Annotated in this window: 16 protein-coding genes; 4 read left to right on the top strand and 12 right to left on the bottom strand. The window is 57.6% G+C overall.

Going from position 1 to position 19,873, the window contains the following annotated elements; translation table 11 throughout:
* Nucleotides 1-20: 20 nt before the first annotated feature.
* Nucleotides 21-935 carry an SMP-30/gluconolactonase/LRE family protein gene (locus B3075_RS06115; protein WP_290487551.1) on the bottom strand — a complete coding sequence of 305 codons (915 nt, stop codon included), beginning with the start codon at nucleotides 933-935 and terminating at the stop codon, nucleotides 21-23.
* A 126-nt stretch (nucleotides 936-1,061) separates the two neighbouring features.
* Nucleotides 1,062-2,618, bottom strand: a complete 1,557-nt coding sequence (locus B3075_RS06110; RefSeq protein WP_094139758.1) for a 2-isopropylmalate synthase — start codon at nucleotides 2,616-2,618, stop codon at nucleotides 1,062-1,064.
* A 166-nt stretch (nucleotides 2,619-2,784) separates the two neighbouring features.
* Between B3075_RS06110 and B3075_RS06105 the strand changes: the two genes are divergently transcribed.
* Nucleotides 2,785-3,663 carry a fumarylacetoacetate hydrolase family protein gene (locus B3075_RS06105; protein WP_290487547.1) on the top strand — a complete coding sequence of 293 codons (879 nt, stop codon included), beginning with the start codon at nucleotides 2,785-2,787 and terminating at the stop codon, nucleotides 3,661-3,663.
* A 194-nt stretch (nucleotides 3,664-3,857) separates the two neighbouring features.
* Nucleotides 3,858-4,226, top strand: a complete 369-nt coding sequence (locus B3075_RS06100) for a rhodanese-like domain-containing protein (protein ID WP_290487545.1) — start codon at nucleotides 3,858-3,860, stop codon at nucleotides 4,224-4,226.
* A gap of 130 nt (nucleotides 4,227-4,356) precedes the next feature.
* Here B3075_RS06100 and B3075_RS06095 read toward each other — a convergent pair whose 3' ends face one another.
* The 9 genes from B3075_RS06095 to B3075_RS06055 all read right to left on the bottom strand — a co-directional run bounded on the left by B3075_RS06095 (nucleotide 4,357) and on the right by B3075_RS06055 (nucleotide 14,625).
* Nucleotides 4,357-6,903, bottom strand: a complete 2,547-nt coding sequence (locus B3075_RS06095) for an alpha-N-acetylglucosaminidase (protein WP_290487543.1) — start codon at nucleotides 6,901-6,903, stop codon at nucleotides 4,357-4,359.
* Nucleotides 6,904-7,029: 126 nt separating this feature from the next.
* Nucleotides 7,030-9,612 carry an ATP-dependent Clp protease ATP-binding subunit gene (locus B3075_RS06090; protein ID WP_290487541.1) on the bottom strand — a complete coding sequence of 861 codons (2,583 nt, stop codon included), beginning with the start codon at nucleotides 9,610-9,612 and terminating at the stop codon, nucleotides 7,030-7,032.
* A 28-nt stretch (nucleotides 9,613-9,640) separates the two neighbouring features.
* Nucleotides 9,641-10,696, bottom strand: a complete 1,056-nt coding sequence (locus B3075_RS06085) for a protein arginine kinase (RefSeq protein WP_094136033.1) — start codon at nucleotides 10,694-10,696, stop codon at nucleotides 9,641-9,643.
* Between the two features lie 5 nt (nucleotides 10,697-10,701).
* On the bottom strand, nucleotides 10,702-11,193 hold the full coding sequence (locus tag B3075_RS06080) for a UvrB/UvrC motif-containing protein (protein WP_290487535.1): 492 nt from the start codon (nucleotides 11,191-11,193) through the stop codon (nucleotides 10,702-10,704).
* A 112-nt stretch (nucleotides 11,194-11,305) separates the two neighbouring features.
* Entirely contained in the window at nucleotides 11,306-12,169 is an 864-nt protein-coding gene (locus tag B3075_RS06075; RefSeq protein WP_128154188.1) for a metal ABC transporter permease, read from the bottom strand.
* The gene (locus B3075_RS06070) at nucleotides 12,166-12,972 is read right to left on the bottom strand and encodes a metal ABC transporter ATP-binding protein (RefSeq protein ID WP_290492050.1); all 807 of its coding nucleotides are present in this window, start codon (nucleotides 12,970-12,972) and stop codon (nucleotides 12,166-12,168) included. Before B3075_RS06070 ends, B3075_RS06075 begins: the two co-directional genes overlap by 4 nt.
* Nucleotides 12,963-13,397, bottom strand: a complete 435-nt coding sequence (locus tag B3075_RS06065; RefSeq protein ID WP_290487528.1) for a hypothetical protein — start codon at nucleotides 13,395-13,397, stop codon at nucleotides 12,963-12,965. The genes B3075_RS06070 and B3075_RS06065 overlap by 10 nt, the downstream gene beginning before the upstream one ends.
* Nucleotides 13,394-14,314 carry a metal ABC transporter substrate-binding protein gene (locus B3075_RS06060; RefSeq protein WP_179219196.1) on the bottom strand — a complete coding sequence of 307 codons (921 nt, stop codon included), beginning with the start codon at nucleotides 14,312-14,314 and terminating at the stop codon, nucleotides 13,394-13,396. The genes B3075_RS06065 and B3075_RS06060 overlap by 4 nt, the downstream gene beginning before the upstream one ends.
* Before the next feature lie 35 nt (nucleotides 14,315-14,349).
* On the bottom strand, nucleotides 14,350-14,625 hold the full coding sequence (locus tag B3075_RS06055) for a hypothetical protein (RefSeq protein ID WP_290487524.1): 276 nt from the start codon (nucleotides 14,623-14,625) through the stop codon (nucleotides 14,350-14,352).
* 14 nt (nucleotides 14,626-14,639) lie between these two features.
* Here B3075_RS06055 and B3075_RS06050 point away from each other — a divergent pair, with 14 nt between their 5' ends.
* Together B3075_RS06050 and recJ are read left to right on the top strand one after the other, a co-directional pair.
* Nucleotides 14,640-17,501 (top strand): beta-N-acetylglucosaminidase domain-containing protein, encoded by a 2,862-nt coding sequence (locus B3075_RS06050; RefSeq protein ID WP_290487521.1) that lies wholly within the window; start codon nucleotides 14,640-14,642, stop codon nucleotides 17,499-17,501.
* 188 nt (nucleotides 17,502-17,689) lie between these two features.
* Entirely contained in the window at nucleotides 17,690-19,429 is a 1,740-nt protein-coding gene (gene recJ, locus B3075_RS06045; RefSeq protein WP_290487519.1) for a single-stranded-DNA-specific exonuclease RecJ, read from the top strand.
* 98 nt (nucleotides 19,430-19,527) lie between these two features.
* Here the strand turns inward: recJ and B3075_RS06040 are convergent, their stop codons facing one another.
* Complete coding sequence (locus B3075_RS06040) at nucleotides 19,528-19,806, bottom strand: DUF3892 domain-containing protein (RefSeq protein ID WP_290487517.1); 279 nt, start codon at nucleotides 19,804-19,806, stop codon at nucleotides 19,528-19,530.
* Nucleotides 19,807-19,873 lie beyond the last annotated feature (67 nt).

Below are 19,873 nucleotides of genomic sequence, written 5' to 3'. Positions count from 1 at the left end.
TAAAAGCGGAACAGCCGTGTTTATTTTTTCCCGCCAATGGGCATGATGTGGATTTTCTTTTCCGTCATGCCCGGAACCACCATCATGGAGTCATACAGGATAAAGTCCGCCGCTCCTTCAACAGGGCCGGTGGCTACCGGGGCGGAACGCCCCGTTTTCAGATCCAGCCTGCGGACAGCTTCCGGTTTTTTATCCTTGGACCAGTCGCTGTAGTAAAGGGCGTTATCACGGTACACCAGTCCATCGTATTGTCCCCGTTCCTTGGAAAGTTCCGTGATCTCCCGGGAAACGGGGTTGATGGAGAGCAGGCGTCCGCTGGGTTTGCCCTTTTCATCCGTTGCGTATTCGCAGAGGTAAATGACCTTTCTTTCCGGGTCCCAGGCCAGGCCGTTCGGCTTGTAGATGGGCTGTTTGGTGACCAGTTCCCCATAGGAGCTGGTATTCGTGTCCACATAGAAAATCTGGTTGGTATCCGTGGAGGAAACCATGAGCCTGCCATTGATGAATGCCAGGTCATTGAGGAATTTCATGCGGGACGGGGACAAGTCCACGTATCCTTCAATAGCGCCGGTCTTGGCGTTTATCTTGAAGACCATGTCTACATCCGTGCAGTAAAGAAAGCCGTCCTGATACAGTAACCCCTTCGGCGCGTCCAGGGTATCTACGTCCGTGATTTTTTTCGGCTCTGTGGAACCGTGCGGAATGACGCCCAGATAGCCGTCCTTGTCTTTTTCCGTAGGCGTGAGCCTGGAGCCGATGCAGGTGAAATAGATATTGCCCTCGGCATCCGCCGCCACGCTTTCCGGATGGCCGTCAATGGCAATGGTGTTTTTTTCCAGGGCGGGCAGCGGTTCGGCGGGTTCCGGCTGTTTTTTTGTTGGCGGTGCGGCCAGCGCGCTGCACGCCAGGCAGAGAAGGAGTGGTGTCGCTTTCATGGGGTGGTGCGGTATAGGAGTCTTGATCCTTATGACATGGGAGCAATGGAAATGCAAGCCTTGTAGAGGATGATAGGCTGCCGGGCAGAGTCGCGCCCCGTTCGGGCGAACGGGGCGCTTTCCGTGTTAGATGGTTCCAGAATCCAGGTTGTTGGGCCGGGGCATGTTTTCCATGCGGATGGAGCGGTTGACCGCGTTCAGGTAGGCGCGGGCGGAGGCTTCAATGACGTCTGTGGAGGCTCCCTTGCCCACAATGGGCTTGGGCTGGCCGAAGTCCACATGCACCGTGACTTCTCCCAGCGCGTCCTTTCCTTCGGAAGCGGCGTTGACGCTGTAGCCTTTCAGCGTGCCTTTGCGCTTAGTGATGCGTTCAATAGCCTTAATGACGGCGTCCACGGCGCCGTTGCCTGTAGAGCTGTCTTCAAATTTCTTGCCTTCCTTGAGCAGTCCCACCGTAGCCGTGGGACGCGCGTGGCTGCCCGCCACGAATTGCAGGAAGTCCAGTTCCCATAGGCCGGTGGAAGCATGCAGGGAGTCGTCCACAATGGCGGAAAGATCATCATCATAAACGAATTTTTTGGAGTCGCCCACTTTCTTGAAGCGTTCAAAGACGGTGTTGACTTCCTCTTCCGTGAGGACATGGCCCAGCTGTTCCAGCCTGGATTTGACGGCGGCGCGTCCGGAATGCTTGGTGAGCGGGAGTTCCGTGGCGCCCCAGCCGACCGCCTGCGGGTCCATGACTTCATAGGTTTCCCGGCAGTTGAGGATGCCGTGCTGGTGGATGCCTGAAGAGTGGGCGAAAGCGTTTTCCCCCACGATGGCTTTGGACCGCTGCACCTGCATGCCGCTCATGCGGGCCACGATGCGGGAAGTGCGGACGATTTCCTTCGTGTTAATGTTGTCCGTGACGTCCCCGAATTGCCCGGCGCGGGTGCGCAGGGCCATGATGACTTCTTCCAGAGCCACATTTCCGGCGCGTTCGCCGATGCCGTTAATGGTTCCTTCCACCTGGCGGGCTCCGGCGCGGACGGCTGCCAGGGAGTTGGCTACGGCCAGGCCAAGGTCATTGTGGCAATGCACGGAGATGACGGCTTTGCCGATGTTCGGCACATGTTCCTTCAGGTGGCGGATAATGCGGTAGAACTCGTCCGGAGTAGTGTAGCCTACGGTATCCGGAATGTTGACGGTCGTGGCGCCTGCGTCGATGACCGTTTCCACGACTTTGGTCAGAAAATCCAGGTCTGTGCGGGAAGCGTCCTCCGGGGAAAATTCCACGTCCTGTACGAATTGCTTGGCATAGGATACGCCTTCCGCCGCCATGCGCAGGATTTCGGATTCCGCTTTTTTCAATTTGAACTGCATGTGCAGCTTGCTGGTTGCCAGGAAGATGTGGATGCGGGCGCGTTCCCCGGCGGGTTCCAGGGCCCTGGCCGCCGCTTCAATATCCGCCTTCACGCAGCGGGCCAGTCCTGCGATGCGGCATTTTTTGATTTCGCGGGCGATGGTGTGCACGGCTTCAAAGTCGCCGTCGGAGATGCAGGGAAAGCCGGCTTCAATCACGTCCATGCCCAGCCGTTCCATTTGCCGCGCCACTTCCAGCTTTTCGCGTAGGTTCATGGATGCTCCGGGGCATTGTTCTCCATCGCGCAGGGTAGTGTCAAAAAAGTAGATTTGATCGGACATAGGTTAATGATGTTAAGCGGTGGCATGATAATGTTTTGCTCCGGTAACGCAAGCCCTACGCGCTGCATGCTTTCACAGAGCGTCCGGGCGGCGGAAGAGAACCGCCGGAGCGAAGAATGACGGAACCGCCCTTTGCCTAAAAGGAAGAGCTTTGTAGGATGGAAGGGTGAAGATCAGATTTTACCTGAATGACCGGGCGGAGCGCGTCATGGCTCTGTGGAGCGAAAGCCGCGGAGAATACCTGGCGGCGGATTCCGTGCTTGCCGAGGTGGATGCCTGCATTTGCGGGGAAACGGGGGCCTGCGGAGAGGAAATGAAGCGCATTGCCGCGTTTCTGGATAGTGCCGCCGCCAAAGCTGTCAACCCTGAATGGATGATTGATACCGCGCTGCCCTGTTCTCCTTCCAAGCTGGTGTGCCTGGGAAAGAGTTATGCGGACCATGCGAAGGAGTTTGACGGGGATTCCGTGCAGGAGCCGGCTGTTTTCCTGAAATCACCTTCCGCCATTACTTCCTGCAGCGATGTCGTTTTGTATCCGCCCGGCTGCGACAAGCTGGATTATGAGATTGAATTAGCCGTAGTGATTAAGGAGATGTTGAAAAACGCTTCCCCGGAGGAGGCCGCGCGGGCTATCAGCGGCTATACGCTGATGTGCGACTATTCGGAAAGGGCCAACCAGCTGGAACATGGCGGACAGTGGACCAAGGGAAAGAGTTATGACAGCTTTGCCCCAATGGGCCCTACGTTCATTTCCGCTGATGAACTTGGGGACGGTGCCGGCATTCCCCTGGAATTGAGGGTGAACGGGGAAGTGCGCCAGAGCGGAAATACGGACGGCTTGATCTGGCCTGTTCCGCGTCTGATTGCCTATGTTTCCCGGTTCATGACCTTATGGCCCGGAGATGTGGTTTCCACCGGCACTCCGGGAGGCGTGGGGATGGGGATGAAGCCTCCGGTATATTTGAAACCCGGGGATGTCGTGGAATGGGGAAGCCCCGCTTTTGGATTCGCCTCCCAGGCTGTGGTGATTGATGATGAGGGGTAGGGGGACAATTCTCCGGCCTTTTCGAATATGGGGGGAAGGGAAAGAACTTTCCCTTCCCGCTTCTGCGGACGGAGCGTTATTTTCCCGTGGAACGGGGCCGCCGGAGCGGGCCGGACGGCAGATGACGCCTGCATGCGGGGGGCTGGGCGTTATTTTCTCTTGATTACTTCGCCGCGGTTTAGTGAAGTGGCCGCGTGAAAAATGTGGTTTTGTACGTGGTCATGGTGACCGGGCTGACTGCCCTTTTCGTCTGGCTGAAAAGCAGGAATGCGGAACGCGCCCCTGCTCCCGCCGCCATGGTGGTGTCTCCGGAAAGCGGCATGGCGCGCCCTATTGTGCTGGTGGATGTCCGAACTCCGGAGGAGTACCGCACGGGACATAAGGAGGGGGCCTTGAATATTCCGGTAGATGAGGTGGAACAACGGGCCGCGCAGCTTCTTCCGGATAAGAATGCCGTGATTTTGCTGTATTGCCGTACGGGCAAGAGGGCGGACAAGGCGCTGGAAGTGCTCAGGAAGATGGGATATTCCCATGTGGAAAACCTGTACCGGTCTGAAATGTAGCTTTCATCCCGATTGTTCCGTGCGGGGATTCCGCGGGGCGCCGGGCATGCCGTTTCCTGACTCGGTCAGGAAACGGCACAGGAACGGATTCATATGGCTCTTTCCGGAAAGCAACTGGAATTTAAGCCGTTCATTCTTTAATCAGTTCCAGTTTCCCATTGGAGGATTTTCCGCCCACGGAGCGGACCCTGGCTCTGAGGGAGCATCCGTTGTTGGCATGGATTCCCTTGGGAAGGGAAAGTTTGTAGAAATTCCCGCGGGAAGGCTTGCCTGCCAATCCGGCGTGCCGGTCGCGGGCGATTACTTTGCCGTTTTCCAGGAGTTCGACGCCGTCTATTTCCAGGGCATGGCTGCCGGAAGTGAAGACGAAGCGCACCCCCCGGAGTTTTTCAAGATCAGCGGAAGAAACGGGCCAGTCCAAATAACTCCATTCCGTGGATACCGTCGCGGAGGTCCAGTTTCCTATAATTGACCCGGCTGCTTTTCTTTTCAGGGAAGAAGGCAGGGGCGGCGCCTCCCGGATAGCCTGGCGGCAGGCGTTGACCAGATCTCCGGGAGCGTGCGCCGCGCTTACGCCAGTGGAACGGACCCATTTTTCCTCCCATGCTCCCATATCCGGATTTTTTTCGGAAAGACGGCTCTGAATAAAGTGTTCCCAGCGCGGCAGATAGTAGTCCCTGATAAGGCCGCTCCATATTTTGGCGGCGTAGTCGTCTACGGGAGGCCCCCATCTGGTCACCAGCCTTCTGGCGTTTTGTTCATACTTGTTTTTTTCCTCCGGAGAAGTTCCGTGAGACCGGGCAAATGATAACCAGCGCGACAGTCTCCAGGTGGGATGCCCTTCCAGAAGGGAATCCGCCCGAAGGGCGTATTTGCGGAAATATTCCATGCATTTTTTCGTATTCTCCATGTCTTGTTCATCCAGGGCTTCCAGAGCGGCCAGGATGGCTTCATTCATGCGTATGCCAAGGTAATGGGCGGTCATCTCAACGGCATCCTGGCGGAACAGGGGGGACTGTTCCAGGCCGCGAGTGTTGACGAACAGGGAGAGGCCTTTCAGAAAATCTTCGCTTGTGTTTACGGAACAGCCGCGGGTGCCGGGTTTCATTTGCCAGTTGAAACGGGGATGGTCCTTTAAGTTGGAATAGGCTGTGCGGCGGAACAGATTCCAGGCTTCCTTCATGCTGTCCGGATAATTTCCGTATCGGGCACGGCAATAATTTTCCAGATATTGTTCCACGTCCTCCTGGCGGTCCCTCCATGCGGCGTCCGTAACCAGTTCGTAGATAACGTCATTGTTTTCTATCCCTTCCGGGGCCATGCCCATTCCGGAGAGGCGCCCCCTGGATGAAGAGTTCAAGGCTTCCAGATGGCCGTTGGCGTAAAAATCCATTACCCCGGTCATGGCGCATTTGCCGCCCATGTTGGGAACCACGCTGTAAACCCACGGTTTATTGAAAAAACCCTTGAAGACGTCCCAGTTCATGCCGTTGCGCCAGAAAGTCTTGTTGTAATCCGCCGCCAGGTCCAGAAGGAGCATCTTATCGTCCGGAACCTTGCTGAGCAAAGCCTTCAGGGTATCTGCGTTCCAGATATTGCGCTGGTATCCGAACATCCATCCCTGCATGACCCATACCGCATTCGGGTTGGTGGAGGAAATGGAGCGGTAGATTTGTTCTCCGAGGGAGCTGAGCATATTGTTGCGGGCTTCGGCGCCTCCTTTGTTTTCGGGAAGTTCCATTTCATTGAAAGAGTCCGCAAGAAAATGGGTGTTTTTCCCGAATTCCTTCTGCCATTCCTGCATGTACAGGCGTCCTATTTTAAGGAAAAGGGGCTCTTCCGGAGAAAGAAAATGGGCGTGGTTTTTTTGAGGCCAGCCTCCCCACCCCAGCCGGTGAAGCTTCGCTTCCGGATAAAGGCGGAGGATTCCCCGGGGAACGAAACCGGAAAAAGCGGGACAAATGGGGGTCATGCCCAGGGATTTCATCCTGTGCAGGATGCGGTGCTGCAGGGCGATTTGTTCCTTGTGCCAGCTGGCGGGCAGGGGGCCGTCATGATTGACGATGTTCCCCATCCGCTGCCAGGGAAGGTGTGCCGGTCCCGTATAAAATTCTTCTATTTCTTTCTCCGTCAGTCCCAGCTGTTTCCATACCCGGACGGCGATTCCCTCCGTGGCAACCAGGGCCAGAGGCATATCTATGCCGTGCAGAGCCATCCAATCTATTTCTTTTTCCCAGCGTTCCCAGGTCCAGTAAGGCATCGTATAGCCATAGGTGACCACATTGAAGTAATAGTGGTTGCGGAAAGGGGAAACGATGCGGCGCGGCGCGGCATCCGGCAGTTGCGCCGGCCAGCGGATATCTTTATTATCCCAGGAAACCATTCCCAGACGGTTTGTCTTCAGAAAATCATAGAATCCCCGGCAGAGGGCTGTGCCGCTGCTTCCCCGGATATTCAGTATTCCGCCGGAGGCTTTCGTTTCAAAAACATCGTGCCCGTCTTCTTTTTCAATAATTTCCAGTTGCAGTTTTTCCGGGGCTTTAGCCAGGGACGGAACGGTCCGCATGATTACTGAACGCGCTGCTTCCCGCTCTCTGTTTTTCTGTATATCTTCTGCGGAGACAAACAGGCTTGTCAGCACGAAAAGTAATAGAATTTTTGGGAAATAAGAGGTCATATTGTAATATATACAAGACAGGTAAATAGTTCTTTCAGGAAAAAGCGGATATTTGCGTAATCCGTTAAAGAAAAAGGCCCCTGCATGTTGTCATGCAGGGGCCCTGGTTGAAAAGACTGAAAGCTTTTATTCCACCTTGGGCTTCCGAGGCGTTCTCTTGCGCGGCGCTTTGGGCTTTGCCGGGGGGGTGTCCTGGATGTGCAGGAAGGTGAGTGTCTCCGTCCCGTCCGTTTCCACGGCTTCAATTTTATCGCCGGGTTTCACGTCTCCCCTCAGCAGGGATTCCGCCAGCGGGTCTTCCAGCAGGCGTTCGATGGCGCGGCGCATCGGGCGTGCGCCGTACTGAGGGTCGTAGCCGTTCTTGATGATCAGGTTCAGGGCTTCCGGACTCAGGGCCAGCGTGATGTTCTTGGCCTTGAGACGGGAGATGAGCTTGTCCGCTTCCAGATGCACGATACGTTCCAGGTCATCCCGTTCCAGCATGCGGAAGACGGAAATGTCATCAAAGCGGTTCAGGAATTCCGGGCGGAATTGCCTGCGCGCTTCTTCCAGAATCTTTCCCTTCATGGCGGCGTAGTCCGCGTTGTCGGCGGCCATGGCGCCAAAGCCCATGGCGCTCTGCCGCTTGGCGGAGGCGGCCCCCACGTTGGAGGTCAGGATGATGATGGTGTTGCGGAAGTTGATCTTGCGTCCCAGGGAGTCCGTCACGCTTCCTTCTTCCAGAATCTGGAGAAGCAGGTTCATAACGTCCGGATGGGCCTTTTCCACTTCATCAAAGAGGATGACGGAGTAGGGCCTGCGACGGACGGCTTCCGTGAGCTGGCCGCCTTCGTCATGGCCTACGTAGCCGGGAGGAGAACCGATGAGACGGGACGTGGTGTGTTTTTCCATGTACTCGCTCATGTCCACCTGAATCAGGGCGTCCGCAGTGCCGAACATGATTTCCGCCAGATTGCGGGCCAGATAGGTTTTGCCCACGCCGGTGGGGCCCAGGAAGAGGAATGAGCCGATCGGGCGGCGCGGATCCTTGATGTCCGCGCGGCTGCGCCGCAGGGCGCGGGCGATGGCGGAGGCCGCTTCATCCTGGCCGATGACTTTGCTTTTCAACTCTTCTTCCATCCGCAAAAGCTTGGCGGTTTCCTTTTCCTCCATCCGGGCCAGAGGGATGCCCGTCCATTTGGAGAGCACGCTCATCACGTCTTCATCCGTTACGGGAACGTAATTGTTCTCATAGGAATTGCGCCAGGTTTCCAGCATGTTTTGAAGTTCCGCCCTGGCTTGTTTTTCCTCGTCGCGGAGGCGGGCTGCTTCCTCAAAAATCTGGGTTTCCACAGCCTTGTCCTTGCGTTCCTTGATTTCCGCAATGCGGGTTTCCATGTCGCTGATGTGGTCCGGGCGAGTCATTTGGGAGACGCGCTTGCGCGCGCCCGCTTCATCCAGGATGTCGATGGCCTTGTCCGGCAGGAAACGGCCCGTCAGATAGCGGTGGGAGAGCCTGGCTGCGGCTTCAATGGCTTCCGTCGTATAGTGCACCTTGTGATGTTCCTCATACTTGGGCTGAATGCCGGCAAGAATCCGGATGGTATCCTCCACGGAGGGTTCCCCTACCTGCACCTGCTGGAAGCGGCGTTCCAGGGCGGCGTCCTTCTCAATGTGTTTCCTGTATTCGTTGAGCGTGGTGGCGCCTATGGCCTGGAGCTCACCCCGGGAGAGGGCGGGCTTGATGATGTTGGAGGCGTCCATGGAGCCTTCCGCGGAGCCGGCGCCCACGATGGTGTGCAGTTCGTCAATGAAAAGGATGACGTTGCCTTCCCGGCGTATTTCATCCATCACGGCCTTGAGCCGTTCTTCAAACTGGCCGCGGTATTTGGTGCCGGCCACCATCAGCGCCAGATCCAGGGAGATGACCCTCTTGCTGCGCAGGAGCTCCGGGACGTGGCCCTGGGCTATTTCCTGGGCCAGCCCTTCCACGATGGCGGTCTTGCCTACCCCGGCTTCACCGAGCAGGACGGGGTTGTTTTTATTCCTCCGGCACAGGATCTGGATGACGCGCTCAATTTCGGAGGCGCGGCCGATGACGGGGTCCAGCTTGCCGTCCCGGGCCAGCTGGGTCATGTCCCGTCCGAAAGCCTGAAGCGCGGGAGTCTTGGATTTCTGCTGCCTGGAGTAGGAGGGGGAGGAAGGTTCGTCCGTCGGGATGGCGGGGGATTCATTTTCCTCTTCGTCGTCATCGTCGTCCGGGATGATGTTGTCTTCATCCGCGTCCATCTGGTATTTGGGGGTCAGCACGTCCAGCAGTTCGCGCCGCGCCTGTTCCAAATCCACGCCGAAGTGGCGCAGAATCTGTCCGGCCACGCCGTCTCCGTCACGGATGAGGCCCAGGAGCAGGTGTTCCGTGCCCACATACGTGTGGTTGAGTTCCTGGGCTTCCCTGTTTGCCATTGCCAGGACTTTGCGCACCCTGGGGGTGTACGGAATGTTGCCTTCCGCCTGGGGTTCCGTGCCCCGGCCTATTTGTTCCTCCACCTGTTTGCGCACGGCGGAAAGTTCCACGCCCAGATTTTCCAGGATGGTGACGGCCACGCCCTTGCCCAGTTTGAGCAGGCCGAGCAGAAGGTGTTCGGTTCCTATGTAATGATGATTGAAGCGGTCCGCTTCCCGGCGCGCATGCGCCAGCACTTGTTGCGCCCTAGGCGTAAAATTATTCATGGATGATTAAAAAATTGGTATGGTTGCATTAATTGCCGGAAAGTTCCTTCCGGATCATATCAGCGCGGATCTGGTCCCTGTGTTCCGAGGTGGTCTGGTCCGTGGTGGACAGGCGCGCCAGATGGGCCGGCTGGATGTTCATGATGGTTTTGTTGACGTTTTTTAATGCCTGGCGGGAAAAGATGTCCAGAGACGCTCCCATCCGGAGGAAGGAGAGCAGCGCCAGCGCCTCCTGCGTGGAAAGCAGAGTGGCGTTAGTCAGGAGTCCGTAAGCGCGGGAAACGCGGTCTTTCACCTGCAGGGAGGATGACTGGAGCAGCCGCCTGCGCGCGTTCCATTCCTGGTGGGCCAGGTCTGAAGTGAAGCGGGTCATGCGTTCCACAATCCGGTCTTCACTGTCTCCCAGCGTGGACTGGTTGGATATCTGGAAAAGGTTGCCGGTGGCTTCCGTCCCTTCCCCGTAAAGGCCGCGGACGGTGATGTTGAGCTGCACGGCCGCCTGAACGACCTGCTGCATCTGTTCGGAGATGACGAGGCCCGGCAGATGCATCATCACGGAGGCTCTCATGCCCGTGCCCAGATTGGTGGGGCAGGCGGTGAGATAGCCCAGCCGCGTATTGTAGGCGTACGGGAGCCTGGCTTCCAGTTCGGAGTCTATTTTGGAAATGGCCCCCCATGCTTTTTTTAGCTGGATGCCGGGCAGGATATACTGCAGGCGCAGATGGTCCTCCTCGTTAAAGAGGATGCTGGCATTCTGGCTGCGGGAGATGAGGACGGCGCAGCCTTCCGAACGGGCCGCCAGTTCCCGGGAAATGAGGTGGCGCTCCACCAGCAACTGTTTCTGCTGCTGGGTAAGCCCGGAAAGCTCCGCATAATAGCCTCCTTTCATGACGGGGATTTGGCGCGCTTCTCCGGAAGTGAGCTTCAGCGTTTCCTCCCTCTGCTGGCGAGTGGCCCAGCCGGGAAAGGGCGTGGCGGTCAGATTGCGCGCCAGGCGGATGCGGGAGGTGAGGACGATGTCGTGCTCATCCCGTGATTCCACCATCCATTTGGCGGGGTTGTTGAGTAAGTCGTCAAAGAGCATGTATGTTAATTGGTCGGCGTGCGCAATTGGTTGATTTGATCGCGGAGTTCGGCGGCGCGTTCATAGTCCTCTCTTGCCACTGCCAGGGAAAGCTGTTGTTCCAGATCACTGATGGTTTGGGTTTCCGTTTCGCGTTTTTCGGCCCGTTCCGGCGTTTTCCCGTGATGGTGGGAATCAGGCTGGATCTGGGTAAGAAGCGGGAGGATTTCTTCTTCAAAGACGTTGTAGCATTCACTGCAGCCCAGACGTCCTACGTTTTTGTAATCCTGAAGGGTGAAGGAGCAGATTGGACAGCTTGTGAGGGGCAGGGATTGCAGGGCCGGAATGGGGGCGGAGGGGCTCGCCGCGCCTTCCTTGCCGAATTGGCCCTGAAGGTTCGGGAACAGTTTCTCCGCCAGATCGAAGGCATCTGGATCCAGCAGACCCCGCTCCTGGGCGCATTTGGCGCAAAGGCAGAATTTGGTGGACTTCCCGTTGATGATCTGTGTCAGGAACACCGTTGCCGGTGCAGAGCATATCTCACATTTTTTCACAACCCGCATTATAATGGCGCTCCCTGTGGCGGACTAGTAGTCTGCGTGTCATGGATTGTCATGAAAATGGGCTTTGTTATTGTACTTGGGAAGAATTCTTTCCGCGTTGTTTCAAACGTCCGCACCGTGATGAATACAAATAGGCTGTGCAAAAAATGATGCCCAGAACCAGAATGATGGTGGCGCCCAGATGCCAGCCCAGGGGGAAGGACAGGTAAAAAGCCAGCAGAGAGCCCAGCCCTCCGATGATTCCTCCCCCCCAGAAGAGATGGGACGGCTTGTTGGTAAGCAGGTACACCGTGGCGGCGGGTCCGACAAGCAGCCCCAGCGTCAGGAACGCTCCCACGGCCTGCAGGGAGGAAACGAGCACCAGAATGATCAGGGTGAAAATGCCGTAGCTGATGAGACGGGAGGGGATTCCCAGCGTGGTGGCGATGTCCGGGTCAAAGAGGCAGATCAGGATGGGGCGGCGGAAGAGCAGCAGGATCAGGACGCTGACGGAGCTGATGGCGAAGGCGATCCACAGGTCGGAGTCGGACAGGCTCATGATGGAGCCAAACAGCCAGTCGTCAATTTTCTGCTGCAGGCCCAGCCTGACCAGCACGATGAAGCCCGCAGCGAAAGCCGTGGTATGCAGGATGGAAAGGGCGGTGTCCTGGTTCAGCCGGGATGTGCGGGAGACGAAGAGGGAACCCAGACCCACCAGCAGGGCGGCCACTACAGCCCCCGTCAGCAGGCTCCAGCGGGTAAGACCGAAGAGGAGCACCGCCACCGCAATGCCCGGCAGCAGGGCGCAGGAAAGCGTGCCGATTTGGAGGGCGGATTTTTTCAGGATTACCAGCCCGCTGACGAAGCCGTTGGCGAAGCCGATCATGACGCAGGCCAGCAGGGACCGCTGCGCGATGGGTTCGCGGAGGAATTGGAGAAAATCGTCCATCATGAAGCTTGGGGTTCCGGTTGAGGTTCCATCCCGTATGTCTCCCGGATGCGTGCGGGGGTGAGCACTTCCTTCGGGGGGCCGAAGGCGGCCAGCTCCCTGTTCATCAGCAGGATGGTGTCGAAGATGTCCGCCGCCGTGTTCAAATCGTGGTGGGAGGCGATGACCAGCCGTCCTTCCGCCGCCAGGGAATCCAAAAGCTTCCCCAGGGATTGGCTGGCAGGGGCGTCCAGGCCCGTGAAGGGTTCGTCCAGCAGGAGGACATGGGCCTCCTGCGCCAGGGCCCGAGCCAGAAAGGCCCGCTGCTGCTGGCCGCCGGAAAGTTCTGAAATCTGGCGGTCCGCCAGGGATTCCATACCAAGAACGTGAAGGGATTTTTCCACAATATCCCGGTCATGCCTCCCGAATTTTTTCCACAGGCCCAGGGACGGATAACGGCCCATTTCCACCAGCGCGCGGACGGTGATGGGGAAGGACCAGTCTACGTCGGAACGCTGGGGCAGGTAGGCTATTTCTCCCGGCGTGTCGTGCAGGGGACGTCCGTTCCACAGGATTTTTCCGGAATCGGGGCGGATCAGCCCGGCCAGAGCCTTGATCAGCGTGGATTTTCCTGCGCCGTTGGGACCCATCAGAGCCAGCGTGTGGCCGCAGGTGATGGAAAAGCTGATGCCGTTGAGCGCGAGAAGGCTTCCATAATAAACGCTGAGGCTGTCCACTTCCAGTCGGTGGCGGTCCGGGTGGCTGGCGTGCGCGCCCCAGCAGATGTGGTCCTGGGTGCAGGGAGGGGCTGGGCTGTTCATTTCCATGAGAAGGAGTAGCTGTCGTTCAGGGAGGGACCGAAAGACCAGCGGGTGGCGGAGACGGTGGTTTTCCCCTCCGGTTCCAGTTCCAGAGTAACGGGGGTGTCCGGCGTGTTTTCCGGCCAGCGGGCGGAAACGGTGAGGATCACGGAGCCGTCTTTCAACGGCAGGCCGCATTCCGTTTCTTCATACAGCCCGGGCGTTTCGGGCTGCCAGAGAAGGCGGCCGCCGCAGGATATGGAAAGGGCTTCCGGACGGTGGGCGCATCTGACCGTGATGACCGTGGGAATATCCGCGGTTGGCGCCGCAGGGACGGCATGCGCCGCTTCCTGTGATCCGGTGGTGGGTGCCGTCATGCTGTAGAGGAAGAATCCCAGCAGGATGACGACTCCCAGAGTGGGAAAAAACTGCCGCAGGGGAGTGCTGGTCATGGTCTGGGAGACGGGGAAAGGGCTTCCTTGATGATGCCTGTGTTTTGTCTGAACATGGATTCGAACGTGTGGCCTTCAGGGGCCAGCCCGTCGGTATTGATTGGTCTGGCAACGGGGATGTTCAGGGATTTGGCGATTTCCGTAAGGCTCTTGGGGTTGGAGGAATATTCCGGGAACAGGGCTTTTACCCCGGCTGACCTCAGCTTGTTCAGCGTGGAGGCCAGCTGGGCGGAGTTGCCTTCATCTTCACGGCTTATCCCCTGGATGCTGATGCTGCGGAAGCCGAATTCCCGGCAGAAATGGTTCATGGCCGCATGCCCCGTAACCAGGACGCGGTCCGTTTCCGGAATGTCCGCAAGCTCCTTTCGGGCCCAGGAGGAAAGCTGGTCCATCTTTCTGTTCCACCGGGCCAGGCCGGCTTTGTAGTCCTGTTCATGGGCCGGGTCCAGCCGCGTGAGCGTTGCGGCCAGGGTGCGGGCGGCGCGTTTCATATTGGCCGGGGTGTGCCACCAGTGGGGGTCGTTGGGGCCGTGGGCGCAGCAGTCTCCGTCGTGTTCGTGGTCATGGTCTGCGGTGTCTTCCTCCACGGGAACGTCCGGAACGGAGGCCCCGAGATCCAGAATTTGCACATTGCCTCCCAGGGCGTCCTTTAATTTGGGAAGGTACGGCTCCAGGTTTTTGCCGGAGGCCAGCACCAGGCGCGCCTGTCCTGCGGCGGCAATATCCTGCGGCGCGGGTTCAAAGCTGTGCAGGTTGCCGTTGGGGCGCAGCAGGTCCGCCACCTGCACGCGGCTGCCGCCGATGGAGCGGGCCATATCCCCCAGGACGGGGTGCAGAGCCGCGATTTTCAACATTGGGGCATCCTGGGCCTGAAGAGAACAGAACACGCCCAGAAGACACAGAAAAGGAATGAACATGCGCCGGAGCATGTTCCGCATGATGAACCTTCCCTTCAAGTGATGCAATGGTCAAATTTGTCTTCTAAAGCGGGATGACGCTGACTTTTCAGGGATTCCGCACGGCTCTTCTTTTTGTTTTTCAGCGTTATAGCGAACTCTTGGCAGGGGAAGGAGAATGCGACGCCCCAGGAGGCCTGCCCAACAGGGGTTCCCGCGCGGACTCCGGGTGCTTCTGGTGATGGATTGATAACAGTTTTTTCCACTGGTGGCGGCAGTCTGATGGCGGAGGGCGGTTTTTTCTTGAGGTGGAAAGTGTTTTCTGGTTCCATTATCGCGCATCATCATGAATGGTTTTCAACTTCTCCAATGTGGCTTGAGCGTGGCGGCCTTTCTGGCCGGTTCCGCCCTGGCGGCGACTCCTGCCGTATATCCGTCTCCCCAACAGTCCAAATTCACCTCCCAGACGGTTGCTTTCTCCGGGAAGCCTTCCGTGACCATACGTTCCGCCAAGACGGGCGGCAGCAAGCTGCTGGATGGGGTTCCGGAAAAATCCGGAGCCTACAAGCTGGTGATTTCTCCGCAGGGAAAAGTGGGCATAGGAGCCCATGACGAACGGGGGGCGTTTTACGCCATGCAGACGCTGCGGCAGCTGGGAACGAAGGCCGGCGGAGAAGGCGTGATTTTGCCCGTTGGGGAAATCATAGACTGGCCGGACATTGAATTCCGCGGAACGGTGGAAGGTTTTTACGGCACCCCCTGGAGTCATGAAGCCCGTTTGAGCCAGCTGCGCTTTTACGGCCAGAACAAGATGAACACATACATCTACGGGCCGAAGGACGATCCCTACCACTCTTCCCCCCACTGGAGGGACCCCTATCCCGCGGACCAGGCCGCCCAGATCAGGGAACTGGTGAAGGTGGCGAAGGAAAACCACGTGGATTTTGTGTGGGCCATCCATCCCGGCAAAGATATCAAGTGGACGGAAGAAGACATGAACAACGTCATCAAAAAGTTTGAGATGATGTACAAGCTGGGCGTCCGTTCTTTTGCCGTGTTTTTTGACGATATCTTCGGCGAAGGCAAGCGCGGGGACATGCAGGCCCTTCTGCTGAACAAGATCAATGACGAATTTGTCAAGGTGAAGAAAGACGTCACCCCCCTGGTCATGTGCCCCACGGAGTACAACCGCGGCTGGGCCGATCCCAAGCCGGGAACCTATCTGGACATTCTGGGAGACCGTCTGGACCCCTCCATCCACGTCATGTGGACGGGGAACTCCGTTTGCCACGACATTACGCTGGAAGGCCAGCAATGGGTGAACAGGAGAATCAAGCGCCCTTCCTACGTCTGGTGGAACTTCCCCGTCACGGACTACTGCCGTTCCAACCTCTGCATGGGCCGCGTATATGGCCTTGCCACGGAACCGGGGGCGAAGGAATCCATGGGTGGTTTCGTCTCCAACCCCATGGATAAGCCGGAGGCCTCCAAGGTCTCCCTCTTCGGCCTTGCGGATTACTCCTGGAATATCAACGGGTTCAAGTCTGATGAGGCCTGGAAGGAAGGAGTCAGGCGCCTGTTCCCGAAAGCGGCGGAAGCCATGCAGGTTTTTGTGAACCACAACTCCGACCAGGGCCCTAACGGTCACGGCTACCGGCGTGAGGAATCCGTGGAAATAGAACCCGTAGTCAAGCGCGTGCTGGAAGCCGCCCGGGAAGGCAAGATTGAGAAGAAGGATACGGCCCTGCTCAAAAAGGAATTTGCCCGTATGGCCGCCGCTGCGCCCGTCATCCGTGCCAGGGCGAATAATCCGCGGATGATGAAGGAAATAGGCGCGTGGGTGGATGCCTTTGAGCAGCTGGGGCATGCCGGTCAGCACGCTGTAGCGGCGCTGGAGGAAAACAACGCCAGAGAAGCCGCGACCCGGCTGGTGCAGGCTACGCAGGCTCTGGCGGCCATGGATGGAATTTCCCGCCGCCACAACCAGGAAGGACAGTTGTACCGTTCTGCGGTAAAGACCGGTTCCCGTGTGATGGCCCCCGCCGTCAATGAGCTGGCGGATATTGTCTCCAAAAAAGTTTTTCCGGCCATTGCCGGCGCGCCGGCCCTTTCTCCCAAGCCTCTGGTCAAGGGGGGCAGCATGGATAAGGCGGAACTCTTCTGTGACGGGGATCGCGGCTCTTTCTGGCACTCCGGCGCCTACGGCCAGCCGGGCGACTGGTATGGCGTGGACTACGGAATGCCCATCCCCGTGCGGAGCGTGGAAGTGCTGATGGGCCGCAATGACAAGGACGGCGACTATGTAGAAAAAGGGCAGCTGGAAGGCTCCCGCGACCTTGAAACCTGGAAACCGCTGGGGCCGGAAACTTCCGGCATGCAGGTGGTCTGGAAGGCTCCCAAGCCGGTTTTGCTCCGTGCCGTACGCTACCGCGTCATTGAACCGAAAAAAACAGGCAACGGCCGGTCTGTCTGGACTGCCGTGCGGGAAATAGCCGTCAACACGCCTCCTTCCGCTATGGCTTCCTCCAATGTGGCGGGGCTGGAGGGCGTTTCCGTGCAGAAATCCGATAAAATCGTGCGGATCAACCGCGTGATGGAAACGCATAAGATGAAACCCGGGGAATTTATTTCCCTGCAGCTGGATGGCCCCACGGACGCTACCTGGCTGGAAGTCAACCTGGAACGGGATGACGTCAACTCCTGGGCGGAAGTGGTGCTGGACGTGGAAGGCTCTTCCAAGCCCGTAGTCCAGAAGCTGGACAAACAGGGCAAAAACTTCATTGCCAGGGGCAGCCAGCTTCCCAAGGGAATCAAGGGGATGAAGCTGGTTAATAAAAGCGGCAGGGAGCAGGATATTGTTCTGAACATGTTCAAATTTGACGTTCCTCCCGCGGACCCCGGCACCAGCCTGGTTTCCCTGAGCGACAGAAACCTGAAAACGGTTTACCGTGCCGACAAGCCGCTGGACATAGTCGTTCCCAATCTGGACAATCCCAAGGCTACCAAAGTAATCGTGGTGGGATCCGCCGCCTTCGCCATCCAGGCCCGCCGCGGAGAAGGCGCCTGGACGCCGGTCGGCAAACGGAACGCCGGCCCCGGTGTCTCTGAATTTGCCATCCCTGCCGGAACTTCTGCTGTGCGCCTGACCTATAAGGCTCCCCAGCCGGAGGCGATCATTAATGAAGTCATTTTTTCCTCCCGGAAATAACCGTCTCAGACGCCGCTGGCATCTTACTCCGTCCGGTACGTTCCGGACGGAGTTTTATTTTGAAAGGGACGGGTGCGCTGCGTGCAGGCCGTTTCCCGGAAACGGAAGCGGAAACCTCTTTTCTCCGCTTTGGCCGCCTGCTGTGGAAACAACCTTGACCCTGTTGGATGCGGGGCTAAAATACTGCCATGACACCGGGTTTTCATTGGACTCTACGCCCTTCCGTGAAGGAGGATGATCCGGTCTTGAAAGCGTTTCCTGCGGAACTGCCTCTGCTGGTCAAGCAGCTTCTGCTGCAGCGCGGGTTCACCGGGGGAACGGAAACGGAACTCTTTCTGGAACCCAGGCTTTCCCACCTGAGCGACCCTTTCCTGATGGGGGAAATGAGGGTAGCCGTGGACCGCATTTTCCGGGCCGTGGATGAAGGGGAAACCGTGTGCATTTATGGGGACTATGATGTGGACGGAGTTACCTCCGTGGCGCTTCTTCGGGCCATTTTGATGGCTTATGACCTGGATCCCCAGTATTTTATTCCCGTTCGTTCCCGGGAAGGCTACGGCCTCAGCGAGGCCGGCATCAAGCGTTGCCTTTGCGAATGTGCGGACCCTCCCAGCCTGCTCATTACGGTGGACTGCGGCACTTCCTCCGTGAAAGAGGTGGACATGCTCAACGGCCTGGGGATAGACGTCATCATTCTGGACCACCATGAGGCGGGCCCTTTGGGGCGGCCGGACGCGGTGGCGGTGGTCAATGCCAAAATTGAGGAAAACAGCCCGTATACTTATCTGTGCAGCGCGGGCGTCGTCTTCAAGCTGGCGCATGCCCTCCTGAAGGAGCGGAAGCTGAAAACCTTTGACCTGAAACTTTATCTGGATCTGGTAGCCGTGGCTACTGTGGCGGACATCGTTCCCCTGGTGGCGGAAAACAGGATTCTGGTTCGCCACGGCCTGGGAAGGCTGGCTCACAGCCGCCATACGGGGCTCAAAACCCTGACGGAAATAGCGGGCATCCGCCCTTCCGACTCCGTTAACCACGCGGGCTTCCTGAACGCCGCCCACGTGGGGTTCAGGATAGGCCCGCGCATCAATGCCGCCGGGCGCATGGATTCCCCTATGGATGCGTTGGAACTCCTGCTGACCATGGATGCCAGGAGGGCCGTGCAGCTTGCCCAAATGCTGGATTCCCACAACCGCAAGCGACAGGAGGAAGAGGAGGCCATCCGGACGGATGCGGTGGAAATGCTTCACAACTCCTTTGACCCGGAGCGGGACAACGTTATTGTGCTGGGTTCCCGCGCGTGGCATCCCGGCGTGGTGGGCATTGTGGCCTCCCAGCTGATGAGGCGGTACCACAAGCCGACTTTCGTCATCGCCTTTGATGAAAGCGGCGTGGGGAAGGGTTCCGGCCGTTCCATTCCCGGCGTATCCCTGGTTCAGGCCATCCACCACTGCGCGGATACGCTGGTTTCCGGCGGCGGCCATGATATGGCGGCGGGGCTGGTGATTGAAGAATCCCGCATGGACGACTTCCGCCGGGCTTTCAACCGTTATGTGTCCGAAACCACGACGGAGGAACAGCGCTGCCCCGTACTCAACATTGACATGGAAGTGTCCTTCCAGGCTCTGACGCTGGATTTGCTGGACAGCTATGAAAAACTGGAACCCTTCGGCAACTCCAATCCCCAGCCTCTATTCATGAGTTCCGACGTTTTTCCCACGGAACCGCCCAAGCGCGTGGGAACCAATCATCTGAAGCTTTTCATGCGTCAGGGCATCGTGGAGCGTGACGCTATTTTCTTCAACGGAGCGGAACGGGAGCTTCCCAATCCTCCCTGGGATATCGCTTTCACGATTGACCGCAACGTGTACCGCGGCCGCGCCTCCCTGTCCATTTCCATTCAGGAAATACGTTCCCACCGGGAAATGTAAGGAGAACCGCGAAAGAAAAGAATTGTCTATAACCAAGTAAAAACGGCTTATTGCGTTAAATAGCAATAAGCCGCAAAATTATAAATGATTTATGAAATCTAGACCCTGGGCAATCTGAACAGATTGTCGTTAGGAGTGTCATTAGGTTCGGAACGTACGTATTTTTCTCCTCTTGAGCTGATAGCATCAATGAGTTTTGGATAGGATGGACCGATGTCTATACGCACGATATTACCTTTTCGAACAAAGTCATGAACGGCTTCTTTAGTGTAGAAACCGTCATTTTTTACCCCTGTGAGGTAAATTTTTGCAATTTCTAATGTAGATTTAGGATTGGTGCATCCTGGTTTGAGTATAATTTTTTTTGCTTTATACATATGAATACTTATATAGGTGGTTCCTACTCGGAGATTGACACCATTCTAGTAAACCTGTATAAGGTCC

It is taken from the genome of Akkermansia sp. UBA7090, from assembly GCF_002493465.1.
In the GTDB taxonomy this organism is placed as follows: Bacteria; Verrucomicrobiota; Verrucomicrobiia; order Verrucomicrobiales; family Akkermansiaceae; genus Akkermansia; species Akkermansia muciniphila_A.
Note: the sequence above shows the minus strand (reverse complement) of the source record. Positions and strands in the feature narration are given on the sequence as shown.